At 43.4% G+C, this 14,915-nt stretch carries 14 protein-coding genes; 12 read left to right on the top strand and 2 right to left on the bottom strand.

Annotated elements, in window-relative coordinates:
- The first annotated feature begins 10 nt into the window (after positions 1 to 10).
- From QYG89_RS10340 to QYG89_RS10285, 12 genes are all read left to right on the top strand, one after another.
- Positions 11 to 1,180: a CamS family sex pheromone protein gene (locus QYG89_RS10340; RefSeq protein WP_404316925.1), complete on the top strand. Its 1,170-nt coding sequence runs from the start codon at positions 11 to 13 to the stop codon at positions 1,178 to 1,180.
- Between the two features lie 119 nt (positions 1,181 to 1,299).
- Positions 1,300 to 1,692, top strand: coding sequence for a GntR family transcriptional regulator (locus tag QYG89_RS10335; RefSeq protein WP_404316924.1), 393 nt, complete (start codon positions 1,300 to 1,302; stop codon positions 1,690 to 1,692).
- The gene (locus QYG89_RS10330; RefSeq protein WP_404316923.1) at positions 1,679 to 2,578 is read left to right on the top strand and encodes an ABC transporter ATP-binding protein; all 900 of its coding nucleotides are present in this window, start codon (positions 1,679 to 1,681) and stop codon (positions 2,576 to 2,578) included. The genes QYG89_RS10335 and QYG89_RS10330 overlap by 14 nt, the downstream gene beginning before the upstream one ends.
- Positions 2,553 to 4,535, top strand: a complete 1,983-nt coding sequence (locus QYG89_RS10325) for a DUF6449 domain-containing protein (protein ID WP_404316922.1) — start codon at positions 2,553 to 2,555, stop codon at positions 4,533 to 4,535. Before QYG89_RS10330 ends, QYG89_RS10325 begins: the two co-directional genes overlap by 26 nt.
- Before the next feature lie 406 nt (positions 4,536 to 4,941).
- Positions 4,942 to 6,228 (top strand): isocitrate lyase, encoded by a 1,287-nt coding sequence (gene aceA / locus QYG89_RS10320; protein WP_404316921.1) that lies wholly within the window; start codon positions 4,942 to 4,944, stop codon positions 6,226 to 6,228.
- Between the two features lie 417 nt (positions 6,229 to 6,645).
- Positions 6,646 to 6,936 (top strand): Asp-tRNA(Asn)/Glu-tRNA(Gln) amidotransferase subunit GatC, encoded by a 291-nt coding sequence (gene gatC / locus QYG89_RS10315; RefSeq protein ID WP_404316920.1) that lies wholly within the window; start codon positions 6,646 to 6,648, stop codon positions 6,934 to 6,936.
- A 12-nt stretch (positions 6,937 to 6,948) separates the two neighbouring features.
- Positions 6,949 to 8,406 carry an Asp-tRNA(Asn)/Glu-tRNA(Gln) amidotransferase subunit GatA gene (gene gatA, locus QYG89_RS10310; protein ID WP_404316918.1) on the top strand — a complete coding sequence of 486 codons (1,458 nt, stop codon included), beginning with the start codon at positions 6,949 to 6,951 and terminating at the stop codon, positions 8,404 to 8,406.
- A gap of 12 nt (positions 8,407 to 8,418) precedes the next feature.
- Positions 8,419 to 9,849, top strand: a complete 1,431-nt coding sequence (gene gatB, locus QYG89_RS10305; RefSeq protein ID WP_404316917.1) for an Asp-tRNA(Asn)/Glu-tRNA(Gln) amidotransferase subunit GatB — start codon at positions 8,419 to 8,421, stop codon at positions 9,847 to 9,849.
- Positions 9,850 to 9,900: 51 nt separating this feature from the next.
- Positions 9,901 to 10,269: a nuclease-related domain-containing protein gene (locus QYG89_RS10300; RefSeq protein ID WP_404316916.1), complete on the top strand. Its 369-nt coding sequence runs from the start codon at positions 9,901 to 9,903 to the stop codon at positions 10,267 to 10,269.
- 297 nt (positions 10,270 to 10,566) lie between these two features.
- Complete coding sequence (locus QYG89_RS10295; RefSeq protein WP_404316915.1) at positions 10,567 to 11,337, top strand: alpha/beta hydrolase; 771 nt, start codon at positions 10,567 to 10,569, stop codon at positions 11,335 to 11,337.
- Positions 11,338 to 11,437: 100 nt separating this feature from the next.
- The gene (locus QYG89_RS10290) at positions 11,438 to 12,016 is read left to right on the top strand and encodes a LemA family protein (RefSeq protein ID WP_404316914.1); all 579 of its coding nucleotides are present in this window, start codon (positions 11,438 to 11,440) and stop codon (positions 12,014 to 12,016) included.
- Positions 12,013 to 12,759, top strand: a complete 747-nt coding sequence (locus tag QYG89_RS10285) for a TPM domain-containing protein (RefSeq protein ID WP_404316913.1) — start codon at positions 12,013 to 12,015, stop codon at positions 12,757 to 12,759. The genes QYG89_RS10290 and QYG89_RS10285 overlap by 4 nt, the downstream gene beginning before the upstream one ends.
- 164 nt (positions 12,760 to 12,923) lie before the next feature.
- On the opposite strand, the gene QYG89_RS10280 is transcribed toward QYG89_RS10285, so the two are convergent.
- Together QYG89_RS10280 and argB are read right to left on the bottom strand one after the other, a co-directional pair.
- Complete coding sequence (locus QYG89_RS10280; RefSeq protein WP_404316912.1) at positions 12,924 to 14,081, bottom strand: acetylornithine transaminase; 1,158 nt, start codon at positions 14,079 to 14,081, stop codon at positions 12,924 to 12,926.
- Positions 14,078 to 14,848, bottom strand: coding sequence for an acetylglutamate kinase (gene argB / locus QYG89_RS10275; RefSeq protein ID WP_404316911.1), 771 nt, complete (start codon positions 14,846 to 14,848; stop codon positions 14,078 to 14,080). The genes QYG89_RS10280 and argB overlap by 4 nt, the downstream gene beginning before the upstream one ends.
- Between the last annotated feature and the right edge of the window lie 67 nt (positions 14,849 to 14,915).

The following is a 14,915-nucleotide window of genomic DNA, read 5'->3' as shown; positions in this document are numbered from 1 at the left end:
GGTGGCTCTTTTGAATAAAAAATTACTTTCGGCTACACTCGCTGTCGTGCTACTTGTCAGTGGATGTGCACCGAAATTAGGCAAAAAAGAAGAAGTGGTCCAGGGAGAGGACAAGCAGGAGAAAGCAATTATTCCGAACTACCAAATTTCTGAAAACTTTTACCGGACGATTGTTCCGTTTAAACCAGGAAAAGCAAGAGGAATGGTCGTTTCCAATTTGAATACACGCTATGACATTGTTGAATTTGAAACGGGCTTGATGAGGATTGCTCAGGATCACTTTTCTCCCAAAAAGTATTTGTTTCAGGAAGGACAAATGATTGACGGCGACACAATAAAAGCATGGCTGAAACGCAAATACACAGACCAACAGCTGAAAGAGAAAGAGTTAGAGCCGAAAGAAAACCTAGGTCTGAATCCGATAGACAGCGGGGAAGGCTCGACAGAACAGCGAAATGAAAAGAGTCCAATTTATTTGGCGCATGTCATGGAACATGATTATTTAATAAAAACAGAAAATAATTCGCTGCAGCTGTCAGGGGTTGTCATCGGTCTTGCCTTAAACTCTGTACACTATTACACGAAAGAAAAGTATGGTCCAGTCTATGACTACAAAATTCCTGCTGAAGAAGTGGAGCGGGAAGGAAAGAAAATCGCTGAAGAAGTGGCAAAAAGGGTAAGGCAGACGAAAGGAATCAAAGATGTTCCTGTCACGATTGCTCTATTTAAGCAGGCAGCTCATCATTCAGTCGTCCCCGGCAACTTCATCGCTTATACGCATCTAGATCCCAATGAAGATACGATTAGAGGCTGGGAAAAAGTGAATGAGAAATACTATCTTTTCCCATCCGTAGAAGCAGAAAAAGATCATCGAGACGACACGACGTATTTTTTAAACTTTAAGCAGGACGTAGAAAAGTATTTTAAAAATTACAATGGTGTTGTTGGAAAAGCTCTGTATAATGGTGAAGAGCTCGTCGATTTGAAAATTGAAATCCCTATTCAATTTTACGGCAAAGCAGAGGCGATTGGTTTTACGCAGTTTGTGACAGGCTTGATTATGGATCACTTCCCAGACTATATCCCGATAGAAGTGACGATTTCTTCTGTCAATGGCCCAGAAGCATTGATCGTGAAAAAAGCAAATGAGAAAGAACCAGAAGTGCATATATACGAATAACGAATGAAAAACGGCCTAGCGCCGTTTTTTTTGTTTTCTAAAAAAAGGTTGCATTTACCATAAAACTGTATTATATATATTAATACAGTTAGTACGGTTTGCTGAAAGGAAGCGAAGCGATGTTTACGATTGATACGAGGAGCCGTATCCCGATTTATGAACAGTTGATGGAGAAGCTGAAAGAACTCATCATCCATGAGGTGTGGAAAGAAGATGAGCAATTGCCGTCGGTACGGTCGCTGGCCCAAGATTTGACGATTAACCCGAACACGATTCAAAAGGCGTACCGTGAGCTTGAGAGAGGAGGATACATTTACTCTATTCCAGGCAAGGGAAGCTTCGTGGCACCGGTGCAAAAAGACATTAGCGGGGAGCGGATAATGGTGTTGAAAAAAGAGTTAGAACGGGTCGTAGGTGAGATTCTATTTTTAGGGGTGTCGAAGGAAGATGTGATCCGTCTCATTGAAAAAATGGATGCGCCGCAAAGGGGGGGCAAAAATGATAACAGCTGAAAAAGTATCGAAGCGATTCGGGCGGTATGATGCAGTAAAAGATGTATCGATTCATGTGAAAAAAGGGTCGATTTACGGGCTGCTCGGATCAAATGGAGCTGGAAAAACGACTTTTTTAAAAATGGTTACAGGCATTATCCGGCCGGATCAAGGGATAACGAAAGTGGAAGAAGTACCAGTTTACGAGAATCCGAAAACAAAAGAAAGAGTGTTATTTATTCCGGACCAGCCCTACTTTTTTCAGCAGGCTACGCTCATGCAGATGTCTGCCTTTTATGAAAAAGTGTACGAACGCTGGAATGGGGGACGGTTCCGGCAGTTATATGAACATTTCAGCTTAGATCCTCATCGAAAGCTTTCCAGAATGTCCAAAGGGATGCAGCGGCAGGCAGCGTTTATTTTAACATTGTCTGTGATGCCGGATGTTCTCGTGCTGGATGAGCCGTTCGATGGTCTAGATCCAGTCATTCGCCAGCAGGTGAAAAACTTACTTATTCAAGATGTAAGTGAGAGAGAAATGACGATCCTCGTCTCTTCTCATAATTTGCGGGAGATGGAAGACTTTTGTGACAGTGTCGGTGTCATGCATAAAGGCGGATTATTATTTGAACGCGATTTAGAAGAGTTAAAGACCGATGTCTGTAAAGTGCAAGTGGCATTTCGGAAGATGCCGGATCCATCGTTTTTAGACGGCATGAATGTGTTGCATGATGAAAAGCGGGGACGCGTGTTAACTTGCATCGTGCGCGGGCAGGAAGAAGAGATTTATCGGTATGTGCAGACATTTGAACCAGCCATTTTCGATATCCTTCCGTTGACGCTTGAAGAAATATTTACGTATGAAATGGGGAGTGTCGGCTATGAAATCCGGAATCTCATCGTTTAATAAAGGGCTATTTCAGCAGCACGTGCGCTCAGTTTTATGGGTGAGTATCTTTTTTACACTTGCGCTGCTAGTTGTTCTGCCGCTCTTTATATGGATGATCTTTATGAAGGAAGAAGCGCTGGAATATTATTTTCAGGGAAACTATAAAAATGGATTACTTGCTTTTTCATACTCTGTTCAATATATCATTTTTATGATTTTTCCCGTTATTACCGGACTAATCTTAACCAACTATCTGACGAAAAAAGGTTCCTCTGACTTTATGCACAGCCTGCCATTTAAGCGAAAAACGTTATTGTCGCATGTGTATATGGCTGGCGGTACAGCGCTGGTCCTTCCCATTTTGTTAAACGGCATTGTATTAACGATGATGCGGCCGTTGATCAAACCAGCCGTTTACACGATAGGTGATGTGGCCGGCTGGATGGGTCTTGCATTGTTGATCGTCTTAATGATGTTTGTTGTGACTGTATTCGTCGGTTTATTTATCGGATCGCCGCTGCTGCAAGGGGTGATGACTTACGGCATTTTCATTTTGCCAGGGGCACTGATTATGCTTTTCTTGGCCAATGCAAGCTTTTTTATTAACGGACTGGCCGCAGATGCCTACATCGATAAGGTGATGTCTAAGGGGATTTTTTTGGTGCGGGCTGCGATGATTGTAGAAAAACCATTCAGCGGAATAGAATTAACGGTATATATCGGGCTAGCCGTTCTTCTTGCTGTCCTTTCTTATGTTGTCTATAAAGCAAGGCCGGCAGAAGCTGTCGATGAGACGATTGTTTTTCCGTTTTTTCGCTGGCTGTTTATTTTTTCCTTTACGCTAGCTGCTATGCTCATCGGCGGATTATACTTCGCCGAATTTCTTGATGGGGCGCTCGGTTGGACGATACTTGGATACATCATCGGTGCATTCGCTGGATATACGATTTTACAAATGATCGTTCAGAAAACATTACGGCTTACATGGCCATGGAAAGGTTTTGTTTTATACATTGCTGTTTTAGTTGTTTTATTCATACCGATTGCTGTTTTTACCGGCTTCTATGAAAAAAAGGTTCCGGCGGAAAACGAAGTGGTGAAAGTGTATGTTGGCGACAACATAGCTTATGACTTATTTGATATGGGAGGGCTTCCGAACTCCATTGCTATTGATAAAAAAAGTATGGGTTATATGGAAGGAAGAGAATCCATCCATCAAACCATCGACCTTCATAAACAGTTGATTAAGAATGGACACCTGTCTAGGCAAAGGGGATATCAAATAGGAATTGCTTATAAATTAAAGGACGGCAGCCGTGTAGAACGCCAGTATTATGTGGAGATGGAACAATTAAACGAATTGACAAAGGAATTAAGAGATAACCAGGAATTTAAACGAAAAACGAGTCTGATTTTTGCTATTTCCCGGCCTGAAAAAATCAGTTATTTAGCCGTCGCCGATTACTGGAATGGAACAAATCAGATGCGTGTGACTGACCAGAAAGAAATGGCAGCGCTCATCAGGGCGATGAAACATGATGCGTTGAATGAGAGATCGCGCCGGTTTAAGGACTATGATTTTTCAAATGTTGGTGAAGTGCAAGTATGGTTTACTGATGGACAAATGATGTCTGTTCCTATTTATTTGGATCAGGCACAGACAATGAATTATATCCGTCAAAAGGTGAAAGGCGGCAGTGGATTTTTCTCAATGGAACAAGTAGAGGAAGCGTATATTTTAACGACGGATACACAGGAGCGCCGCCGGCAATTAGTTGATTACATTCATGAAAGTTCGGATTTGGAGAAAGAGTCTGTGCTGATAGATTTCCCGATTCCAGCAAAGAAAGTGACCGATCCGAAGCAATTGAAACAATTACTGGATCCCGCCCGCTTAAGTCAAGACAGCCGTCAAACCTTGTTAATTAGATGGAAAGGAAACAAAGAAATCTCCGCTGTGGGAATAAAAGAATAAATGTCAGGCTGTTGACAAACGCTTGTTTTCTTGATTGCCTGCCTGTCTGCGGTATTCATTAACCCGCGTCTTGAAAGACAAATGTATTCAATCAGCCTGAAGGTTAATAAAATCCATTTTGTTCAATTTTGACTGTCGAGAATGATCTCGACAGTTTTTTTGCTGTTTGTCGAAAGAAAATTCTGAAATATCGAAAAATAGGTGTTCCCTTTTTCGAGTATCTGTTATACAATACAAATAACAACAAATAACTGTTTTATAACAAGTAGTACAACTTCAGCCATAATGATGCAGACAGCAGGCATTAGATAAGAATGCCAGATAGATAGGGGCAGCGCTGTTACATAATTTTTGTAAAACAGCAGTTGCGAAACATTCATAAATCAATATCAAGGAGGAATAAAAAATGACAAACGAACGCGTACAAAAGTTACAGGAGCAATGGGATAATGATAAAAGATGGCAAGGAATCACTCGCCCATATTCTGCGGAAGAGGTAATCAAGCTTCGCGGGTCGATTGACATTGAACATACATTGGCGCGCCGAGGAGCAGAAAAACTATGGGGCTATTTAAATACAGAGAATTTCATTAATGCTCTTGGGGCTTTAACTGGCAATCAGGCCGTTCAGCAAGTAAAAGCAGGATTGAAAGCGATTTATTTAAGCGGCTGGCAGGTCGCAGCCGATGCGAACCTTTCTGGTCATATGTATCCAGATCAAAGCTTGTACCCAGCGAACAGTGTTCCAAGTGTAGTGAAGCGCATTAACCAGGCGCTGCAGCGTGCGGATCAAATTGCTCATCTGGAAGGTGATGATGCCATTGATTATTTTGCACCGATCGTCGCAGATGCCGAAGCAGGGTTCGGCGGCCAGCTGAACGTATTTGAACTGATGAAAGGGATGATCGAAGCAGGTGCAGCTGGCGTTCACTTTGAAGATCAGCTTTCTTCAGAGAAAAAATGCGGCCATTTAGGAGGAAAAGTACTTCTGCCAACAAAAACAGCGGTGAAAAACTTAATCTCTGCCCGTCTTGCCGCTGATGTCATGGGAACGCCAACGATTCTTGTTGCCCGTACAGATGCCAATGCAGCAGATTTGATTACGAGCGACTTCGATCCAGCCGATGCACCGTTCATCACTGGCGAGCGCACATCGGATGGTTTCTACCGTACAAGAGCCGGCCTTGACCAAGCGATTGCACGCGGCCTTGCTTATGCACCATATGCAGATCTGATCTGGTGTGAAACATCTGAACCAGACCTAGAGGAAGCGCGCCGTTTTGCTGAAGCGATTCATGAGAAGTTCCCTGGGAAAATGCTTGCCTATAACTGCTCGCCGTCCTTCAACTGGAAAGCGAAATTGGATGATGCAACGATCGAAACATTCCAAGTGGAACTTAGCAAAATGGGTTATAAGTTCCAGTTCGTTACACTTGCTGGCTTCCATTCTTTGAACCACAGCATGTTCCAATTGGCACTTGGCTACAAAGACCGCGGCATGGGGGCATACTCAGAGCTGCAGCAAGCGGAATTCGCTTCCGAAAAAGATGGTTACACAGCTACTCGCCATCAGCGTGAAGTGGGTACTGGCTACTTCGACCAAGTAGCAATGATCGTTTCCGGCGGTGAATCGTCTACAACAGCTTTAAAAGGCTCAACAGAAGAAGAGCAATTCCAAACACAGTCCCAATGATAAGGATAGGATGTTCCAAAGCATAGTCTTTGGAGCATCCTATTTTCGTTGGAGAGCTATTTGTTGATTGGATCGCCCAACAGGGGCATGTAGCAAAGCCTATTGGAAAAGTGAATAAAAGGGCCAAAAACACGTTATAAACATGAATAAAACAGTTAGAATGATCAACAACGTGCCAGGGGCATGATACAATAAAATGTAGAAAATAGTGTTTTGTCCAACGAATGATTGCTTGTATGCCTTGAAATTTGATAAGATGAGTAGTATTGTGATCGTTTTATTTTGCATGAACTGGCAGTGGGATTTTTGGCGAAAGAAGAGTCCGTCAGTCAATGTATCATCTATTCAGCCAACTGTAAGTGAGGAAACATCACTGACAGAAGGCTTAGTTTATAATTTTCTTGGAGGTGAAGGAAATTGTCACGAATTTCCGAAGAACAAGTTAGACATGTAGCTAATCTTGCACGTTTGGCTATAACAGACGAAGAGGTGGAGCTGTTTACATCTCAGCTTGACAGTATTATTGGGTTTGCCGAGCAATTAAATGAACTGGATACAACAGGGGTAAAGCCGACTTCTCACGTATTAGACGTCAAAAATGTTTTACGCGAGGATAAGTCTGCGCCAGGACTGCCGCGTGAAGAAGTATTAAAAAATGCCCCAGATCATGCGGATGGGCAAATTCGAGTTCCGGCGATCATTGAGTAAGGAGAGAACAGGATGCCATTATTTAATCATACGTTAACTGAGCTTCACGACCTTTTACATAAAAAAGAAATATCCATTCCTGACTTAGTGGATGAGTCGTATAAAAGAATTAATGAAGTAGAAGAGAAAGTGAAAGCTTTTATTACATTAGATGAAGAAAATGCCCGTAAACAGGCGGAAGTATTACAGGGGAAGATTGGCACAGATGAAGCGAAGGGCTTATTGTTCGGTATGCCTATCGGAATCAAAGACAACATTGTAACGAAAGGGCTGCGCACAACGAGCGGCAGTAAAATGCTTCATAACTTCGATCCGATTTATGATGCAACAGTTATGAATAAGCTTCATGAGGCGAATGCGATTACAATCGGTAAGTTAAACATGGACGAGTTTGCGATGGGGTCATCGACAGAGAACTCTAGCTTCCAAAAAACGGCGAATCCTTGGAATGTAGAGAGAGTGCCCGGCGGTTCTTCCGGTGGATCTGCGGCGGCAGTTGCAGCAGGGGAAGTGCCTTTCTCACTCGGTTCTGATACAGGCGGTTCCATTCGTCAGCCAGCGTCATTTTGTGGTGTGGTCGGGTTAAAGCCAACATACGGCCGTGTGTCCCGTTTTGGTTTAATCGCTTTTGCTTCATCACTTGATCAAATTGGTCCAATTACACGCAATGTAGAAGATAATGCCCGCTTGCTTGAAGCGATTTCCGGTGTCGATCCAATGGATGGCACTTCCGCTAATGTGCCGGTAGATACGTATTCTGCTGCACTAACGGGAGATATTAAAGGCTTGAAAATTGCTGTGCCGAAAGAATATCTTGGTGAAGGTGTGTCAGAAGACGTACGTCAATCTGTATTAGACGCCTTGAAAGTACTAGAAGGCCTTGGAGCAACATGGGAAGAAGTGTCTTTGCCGCATTCTAAGTATGGACTAGCGACGTATTATTTATTGTCTTCTTCAGAAGCATCCTCTAACCTGGCGCGCTTTGACGGGATCCGTTACGGTTACCGGGCGGAAGATGCAGAAAATCTGATTGAACTTTATAAAAAAACACGCGCAGAAGGATTTGGGGACGAAGTGAAACGCCGCATCATGCTTGGTACGTTCGCTTTAAGTTCTGGATACTACGACGCGTATTATAAAAAAGCGCAGCAAGTGCGTACGTTAATTAAAAAAGATTTTGAAGATGTATTTGAAAAGTACGATGTCATCGTTGGTCCAACAACGCCAACACCAGCCTTTAAAATCGGTGAAAATATTGACGATCCGTTAACGATGTATGCGAACGATATTTTAACAATTCCTGTGAACCTTGCAGGTGTTCCAGGAATTTCAGTACCGTGTGGATTCTCAGACGGCATGCCGCTTGGTCTGCAAATCATCGGTAAACACTTTGATGAGAAAACAGTATACCGCACGGCCCATGCATATGAGCAGGCAACAAATTTCCATCAGCAGAAGCCATCGCTGTAAGGGGGGACAACCATGAATTTTGAAACGGTTATTGGATTAGAAGTCCATGTAGAGTTAAAAACAGAATCAAAAATCTTTTCTTCGGCCCCTGCTCATTTCGGGGCAGAGCCTAATACGAATACAACGGTCATCGACCTTGCTTACCCGGGAGTACTTCCTGTTTTAAATAAGCGTGCGGTAGAATTTGCGATGAAAGCAGCCATGGCATTAAACTGTGAAGTGGCTACAGAAACAAAATTCGATCGCAAAAACTATTTTTACCCGGATAATCCGAAAGCTTATCAAATTTCCCAGTTCGATCAGCCAATCGGTGAAAATGGCTGGATTGAAATCGAAGTGAATGGAGAAAAGAAAAAAATCGGCATTACCCGTCTTCACTTAGAGGAAGATGCTGGGAAATTAATGCACTCTGGCGACGGCTATTCCCTCGTTGACTATAATCGTCAAGGAACACCGCTCGTGGAAATCGTATCTGAACCGGATATCCGTACACCAGAAGAAGCTTATGCCTATCTGGAAAAGCTAAAATCCATTATTCAATATACAGAAGTATCTGATTGTAAAATGGAAGAAGGCTCGCTCCGCTGTGATGCGAACATTTCACTGCGCCCATACGGCCAGAAAGAGTTCGGTACAAAAGCTGAGCTGAAAAACTTAAACTCTTTTAACTTCGTTAGAAAAGGGTTGGAATATGAAGAAAAACGCCAGGCCGATGTGTTATCTTCTGGCGGTGTGATCGAACAGGAGACGCGCCGTTTTGATGAGTCGACAGGCAAAACACTTCTTATGCGTGTAAAAGAAGGCTCCGATGATTACCGCTACTTCCCAGAGCCGGATCTTGTTGAGCTTTACATCGATGATGAATGGAAAGAGCGGGTGCGCGCATCCATTCCTGAACTGCCAGATCAGCGGAAAGAACGTTACATGAATGAACTTGGCCTGCCGGCACACGATGCAAACGTTCTGACAATCACAAAGGAAATGGCTGACTTTTTTGAAGCAACTGTTCAAGCAGGAGCGGATGCTAAGCTCGCTTCTAACTGGTTGATGGGTGAAGTATCTGCTTACTTGAATGCAGAAGGAAAAGAATTAAGCGAAGTCGCATTGACGCCGACAAACTTAGCTGCCATGATCGCTTTAATTGAAAAAGGCACGATTTCTTCTAAAATTGCGAAAAAAGTATTTAAAGAACTTGTTGAAAACGGCGGCGATCCAGAAAAGATCGTTAAAGATCAAGGTCTTGTGCAAATTTCCGATGAAGGAGAGCTTTTGAAATTCATCACAGAAGCCCTCGATGCGAACCCGCAGTCAATCGAAGACTTCAAAAATGGAAAAAGCAAAGCAGTCGGCTTCCTTGTCGGTCAAATCATGAAAGCATCAAAAGGACAAGCAAACCCGTCCGTGTTGAATAAACTGTTACTTGAAGAAATTAAAAAGCGATAATGAATCACGAAAGCCTCCTAAGCTGTTTGCTTGGGAGGCTTTTTCTTTACTATGGACGATTCACGATATCCTAAAAAGGAAGAACGTTTTCCTAATCCGATATTACAAACAGTCCGGCAGAAAATATTGCTTCAAGAATGGCTTATTCATCATAAGCTGCCTAAAGTAACGATCGAGACAGTCACCGTATTTACCAATCACAAAACGATGATCAAATCCTCATCTCCCAATCCCCGCCTTGGCCAGCAAGTGATCCAGCTCGAACAACTTTCTCACTTATTAATAAAAACCAATGAACAATTAGCTGAAGAATCATTCTCGAAAAAGGCCCAACTTAAATTTTCTAATTTCCTTGCTACATACCAAGCTCCACCTATAGTCGATATCCTCCAGCGCTTTCAAGTCAATGAAAGTGAATGAATTAAAGGATTTCACTGTCCTAAATGTACAGGGTTTTCCATGATTCGGAACCTTCGGAAATGGCAATGTCCATCATGTCTGTTCTATTCACGTGATGCCCATCTTCGTGAGTTTCTGCAAATTTCTTGTCCACAGCTGGCCTGCTGCTTGCTTCGCTCACTGAAGCTGCCTAGTAAAGGAGTGAATAAGGGTAAAGTCTATCATGGAAATATTTAATTCCTAGTTGACTTATAGGTTATTAGGTATTAAAATAAATATAACCTATAAAAATTATCGGAATTAAAGGAGGAGCCACACATGAATGAACAATACGCAGTGATCCCAGGAGCGGAATCGTTTTATTTTGAAAGAGGAGAGGTCGGCATCTTGCTTTCTCATGGGTTTATTGGAACGCCGCAAAGTGTACGTTTTGTAGGAGAGAAGCTTGCAGAACAAGGATTTACTGTGCTGGCTCCCCGTTTGAAAGGGCACGGCACTCACTATTTTGATATGGAGGCTTGCACGCATGAAGACTGGTATGAAAGCTTAAAGCAAGGATATTTGCAATTGAAGAAGAGAGGGAAAAAAGTATTCGTCATGGGTCAATCCATGGGTGGGACATTAGCGCTTAAACTCGCTGCTGAATATAAGGATATTGAGGGAATCATCACTATTAATGCAGCTTTAACGCTGCCTGCTTTCGAATATTTAAAACACTCGCCGGCTCCCCGTTTTATTAAAGAAGGTAAACCGGACATTAAAGCAGAAGGTGTGTATGAAATTACTTACGAAAAAGCCCCAGTACGCGCCATTCGTGAATTGCAAAAATTAATGGCTGAAACACCGGCAGTTATTGGACAAATTCAAGCTCCTGCCCTATGCATAAAATCGTTTACAGACCATGTCGTACCGCCTGAAAATACCGCTTTTATTTATCGTTCACTGACATCAAAAAACAAGCGAATCGTTACACTGCCGAACTCTTATCATGTGGCTTCTATGGATCACGATAAAGAATTCCTTGTGCAGCAGACAGCTCGTTTTATTCACACTTATGCTTCCGATTATCCGTATGCATTGGTAAAATAAACAGTATTCACCTTCTAATTGTATAGAAGGTGTTTTATTTTTGTTTTCCTTAGCATAAAAAGAGGTAGATACAAAAGGATAATATAAAGAGGTGAAGATGATGAAAAAGGGGTTAGGACCGCTCGCGATCGTTGCTATTATCGTTGTAGTTTTGGCAGCGATGTTAATTCCGAGCTACAACGGAATGGTAGAAAAAGAAGAAAACGTTGACCAGGCGTATGCACAGGTGGAAAATCAGCTGCAGAGAAGAATGGATTTAATTCCGAACTTGGTGAACACAGTGAAAGGGTTTGCCAGCCATGAAAAAGAAGTATTGAAAAATGTATCTGATGCCCGTGCAAAGCTGGCTGGTGCTGGATCACCGCAGGAGCAGGCTGCAGCGAACGATGAGTTATCAGGAGCGTTGAGCCGATTGCTTGTCGTCGTTGAAAATTACCCGCAGTTGAAAGCGGATAGTAATTTTAGACAATTAATGGATGAATTAGCCGGAACCGAAAATCGGTTAGCGGTTGCCCGCCAGGATTACAATGCTCAAGTAGCGGAGTTTAATAAAAAAATTAAACGATTTCCTGGCTCATTGATGGCCGGTATTTTTGGTTTTAATGAGAAAGAATACTTCAAAGCGGAAGCGGGAGCGAAAGAAGCACCAAAAGTAGACTTTGAGGGCGGTCAAGAATGATGAGGAAGGCTGCTTTTTTTCTAGCAGCAGTCATTCTTTTTATTGGGGCTTTGGCGCTGCCAGTCTCAGCGGCGGCACCGAAGCCTAAAGGAGACATATACGTACAAGACTTTTCAGGTGTTTTGTCCGCTGAACAAAAAAGGGAGCTCAATCAGCTGGGCAGCCAGCTTGATGATGCGACAACTGCTCAGGTGGTTGTGCTGACCGTGCCTTCAACAGAAGGAATACCCATTGAACAATATGCCAATGATACATTCCGGCAGTATGGCATCGGCAGCAAAAAAGAAAATAACGGTGTGCTGCTTATTCTTACGACTGAAGGAGGCGAAGGGGAGAGGCACATTCGTGTGGAGGTTGGCTATGGACTTGAAGGCGCTCTGCCTGATGGAAAAGTAGGAAGGATTTTGGATGAATATGCCGTTCCTTATTTACAGAAAGAAGAACCGGACAAAGCGATTATGAATACCTATAAAGCGTTATATAACGAAACAGCTGCTGAATACAGTTGGGAAGGCCACGAGGCGGAAGCGGTCCCTGCTGATGAAGACGGTGGATTGGCTGTCGTAATCTTCATTGTGATTGCCGTGATCGTTATTTTTCTCGACATGAAATTTTTTGGCGGTTTTTTAACGCAAATCCTACTATTCATTTTTTCCCGTGGAGGAGGAGGAAGCGGTGGTGGAGGAAATCGCAGCGGAGGCGGCGGTTCTTCCGGAGGCGGAGGCGCTGGCCGAAGCTGGTAAGCTTGCAGAGAAAGCTCTGCAGGCTTTTTTATATGGAATGTATGGAGCAGGTCTGTATTTTGGTTTCCCCGCTCGCAAATGCGGTGGATCGGCTTTCAAATGAGCGAATAGACAATAAACAAGAGGAGGCTGAGTCAGCTTCCTCTTTCTATTTCTTTTATCCATTAAGCTTTTGCGGTTACTTGTTCTTTAATCGTTTCCGCAAGGATAGATACCGCTTGTTCTATTTCTTCTTCTGTCACGTTAAGCGGTGGAAGAAGGCGGATGGTATTGGTACCGGCTGTTAAAACTAACAGTCCTTTTTCGCGTGCGGCTGGGATGTACGGGGCTGCTTCTTCTGCCATTTCAATGCCGACCATTAAGCCTTTGCCTTTTAGCTTTTTGACTTGTGGGACAGAAGAAAGAGCTTCTTCTAACATAGAGAAAAGCTTAGCACTTTTGGCCTCTACATTTGTTAAAAAGCTTTCGTCGAAAATGGTCTCAAGTGTTGCTTTTGCTGCGGAAAGTGAAACTGGGCTGCCTCCGAATGTAGAACCGTGTGACCCAGGAGAGAAGGCTTCTGCCAGTTCTTTTTTGCCGATGATAGCTCCGAGTGGAAAGCCGCTGGCGATTCCTTTCGCGCTGGATACAATATCCGGATGAAGGCCGGCATGCTGGAATGCAAATGGCTTGCCAGTGCGCCCGATCCCTGTTTGGATTTCATCAATAATGACGAGTGAGCCGTTATTATGGGCCAGCTCCTCTGCCTGTTTTAAAAATACAGGATCGCCGGCATTCAGTCCGCCTTCGCCTTGAATCACTTCGAACATAAGGGCAGCTGTGTTTTCATCCATCGCTTTTTGCAGCGCTTCTAAGTCGTTGAAAGGGACGTATTCAAACTTTTCCAGCATTGGGCCAAAACCGATTTTAATCTTTTCTTGGCCAGTTGCTGCCATTGTGCCAAACGTGCGTCCATGGAAAGAATCAATAAACGTAATAATTTTCGTCCGGCCAGTCGCTTTACGGGCCAATTTGATCGCCGCTTCATTAGCTTCTGCTCCGCTGTTTGCAAAAAAGACTAAGTCGAGTCCAGAGGCATCCGTCAGCTGTTTAGCCACTTCTTCTTGTAAATCAATTTGAAATAAATTGGATGTGTGCCAAAATTGCTCAAGCTGCTCCTCTACTGCTTTTTTCACGTTGTTCGGTACATGACCGAGGTTGCATACACCAATACCCGTCGTAAAATCTAAATAATTTTTCCCGTTTTTATCTGTGAGCCATGTGCCTTTCGCAGAGGCAGGTGTGACGTCCCAGCGGGCATATGTTGGAAATAAGTTGCTCATATTGTCACCTTCTCCTTAATAAATGTTGTTCCGAGCCATTCGCCTTGTTCATAGAAAGCTTGTTTGCCAGATACAATATGGACGCTGCTGACGTGATCGGAAAAAGCTTTTAACGCAGAGTTTACTTTTGGAATCATGCCGCCGCTAATTACGCCGCTGTCGATGAGTTCCTTCGTTTCTGTTTCAGTCAGTTCCGGAACGAGCTGACCGTCTTTTAATACGCCATCCACATCGGTTACCATTAAAAAGTGTTCAGCCTGCAGGGCATTAGCGACTGCGCAGGCGGCGTGATCAGCATTCACATTCAATACCGTTCCATTTGGTCCAGCAGCAAGCGGTGTCATGACAGGAAGCAGCTGTTCCTTGCATAATAATTGAATAAAATCACTATTAACGGCTGTCACATCCCCAACGTAGCCAAGCTGTTCCTGATCGATAAAATCTGCTTGCAGCAAGCCATTGTCGCTGGAATTTAAGCCGATTGCCCGGATACCGTGCTTTTCAAGCAATCTTACAAGCTTCCGGTTCAAGCTGCCAGCAAGCGCAAGTTCAGCCGTTTTAAGCACTTGTTTGGATGTGACACGGAGCCCGTTTTTAAATTCGCTTTTTACTTGTAACGCATCCAGCATGGCATTGATTTCAGGTCCGCCGCCATGAACAAAGACGATGGAATATCCTTTGTTCATCAATTCTTTCATGCTGTCAAAAAATGCTTCTGATAATTCATTTAATACACTGCCGCCGCACTTCACCACGATGTTTTTCATAATGTCCTCCTTGTAAAAAAATAGCAAGGAGCCATGGATTTCCGGCTCCTTTCATGAAAAAGTTAAG

Origin of the sequence: Bacillus lumedeiriae (assembly GCF_044891285.1) — a bacterium.
GTDB classification, from domain to species: Bacteria; Bacillota; Bacilli; order Bacillales; family Domibacillaceae; genus Pseudobacillus; species Pseudobacillus lumedeiriae.
Note: the sequence above shows the minus strand (reverse complement) of the source record. Positions and strands in the feature narration are given on the sequence as shown.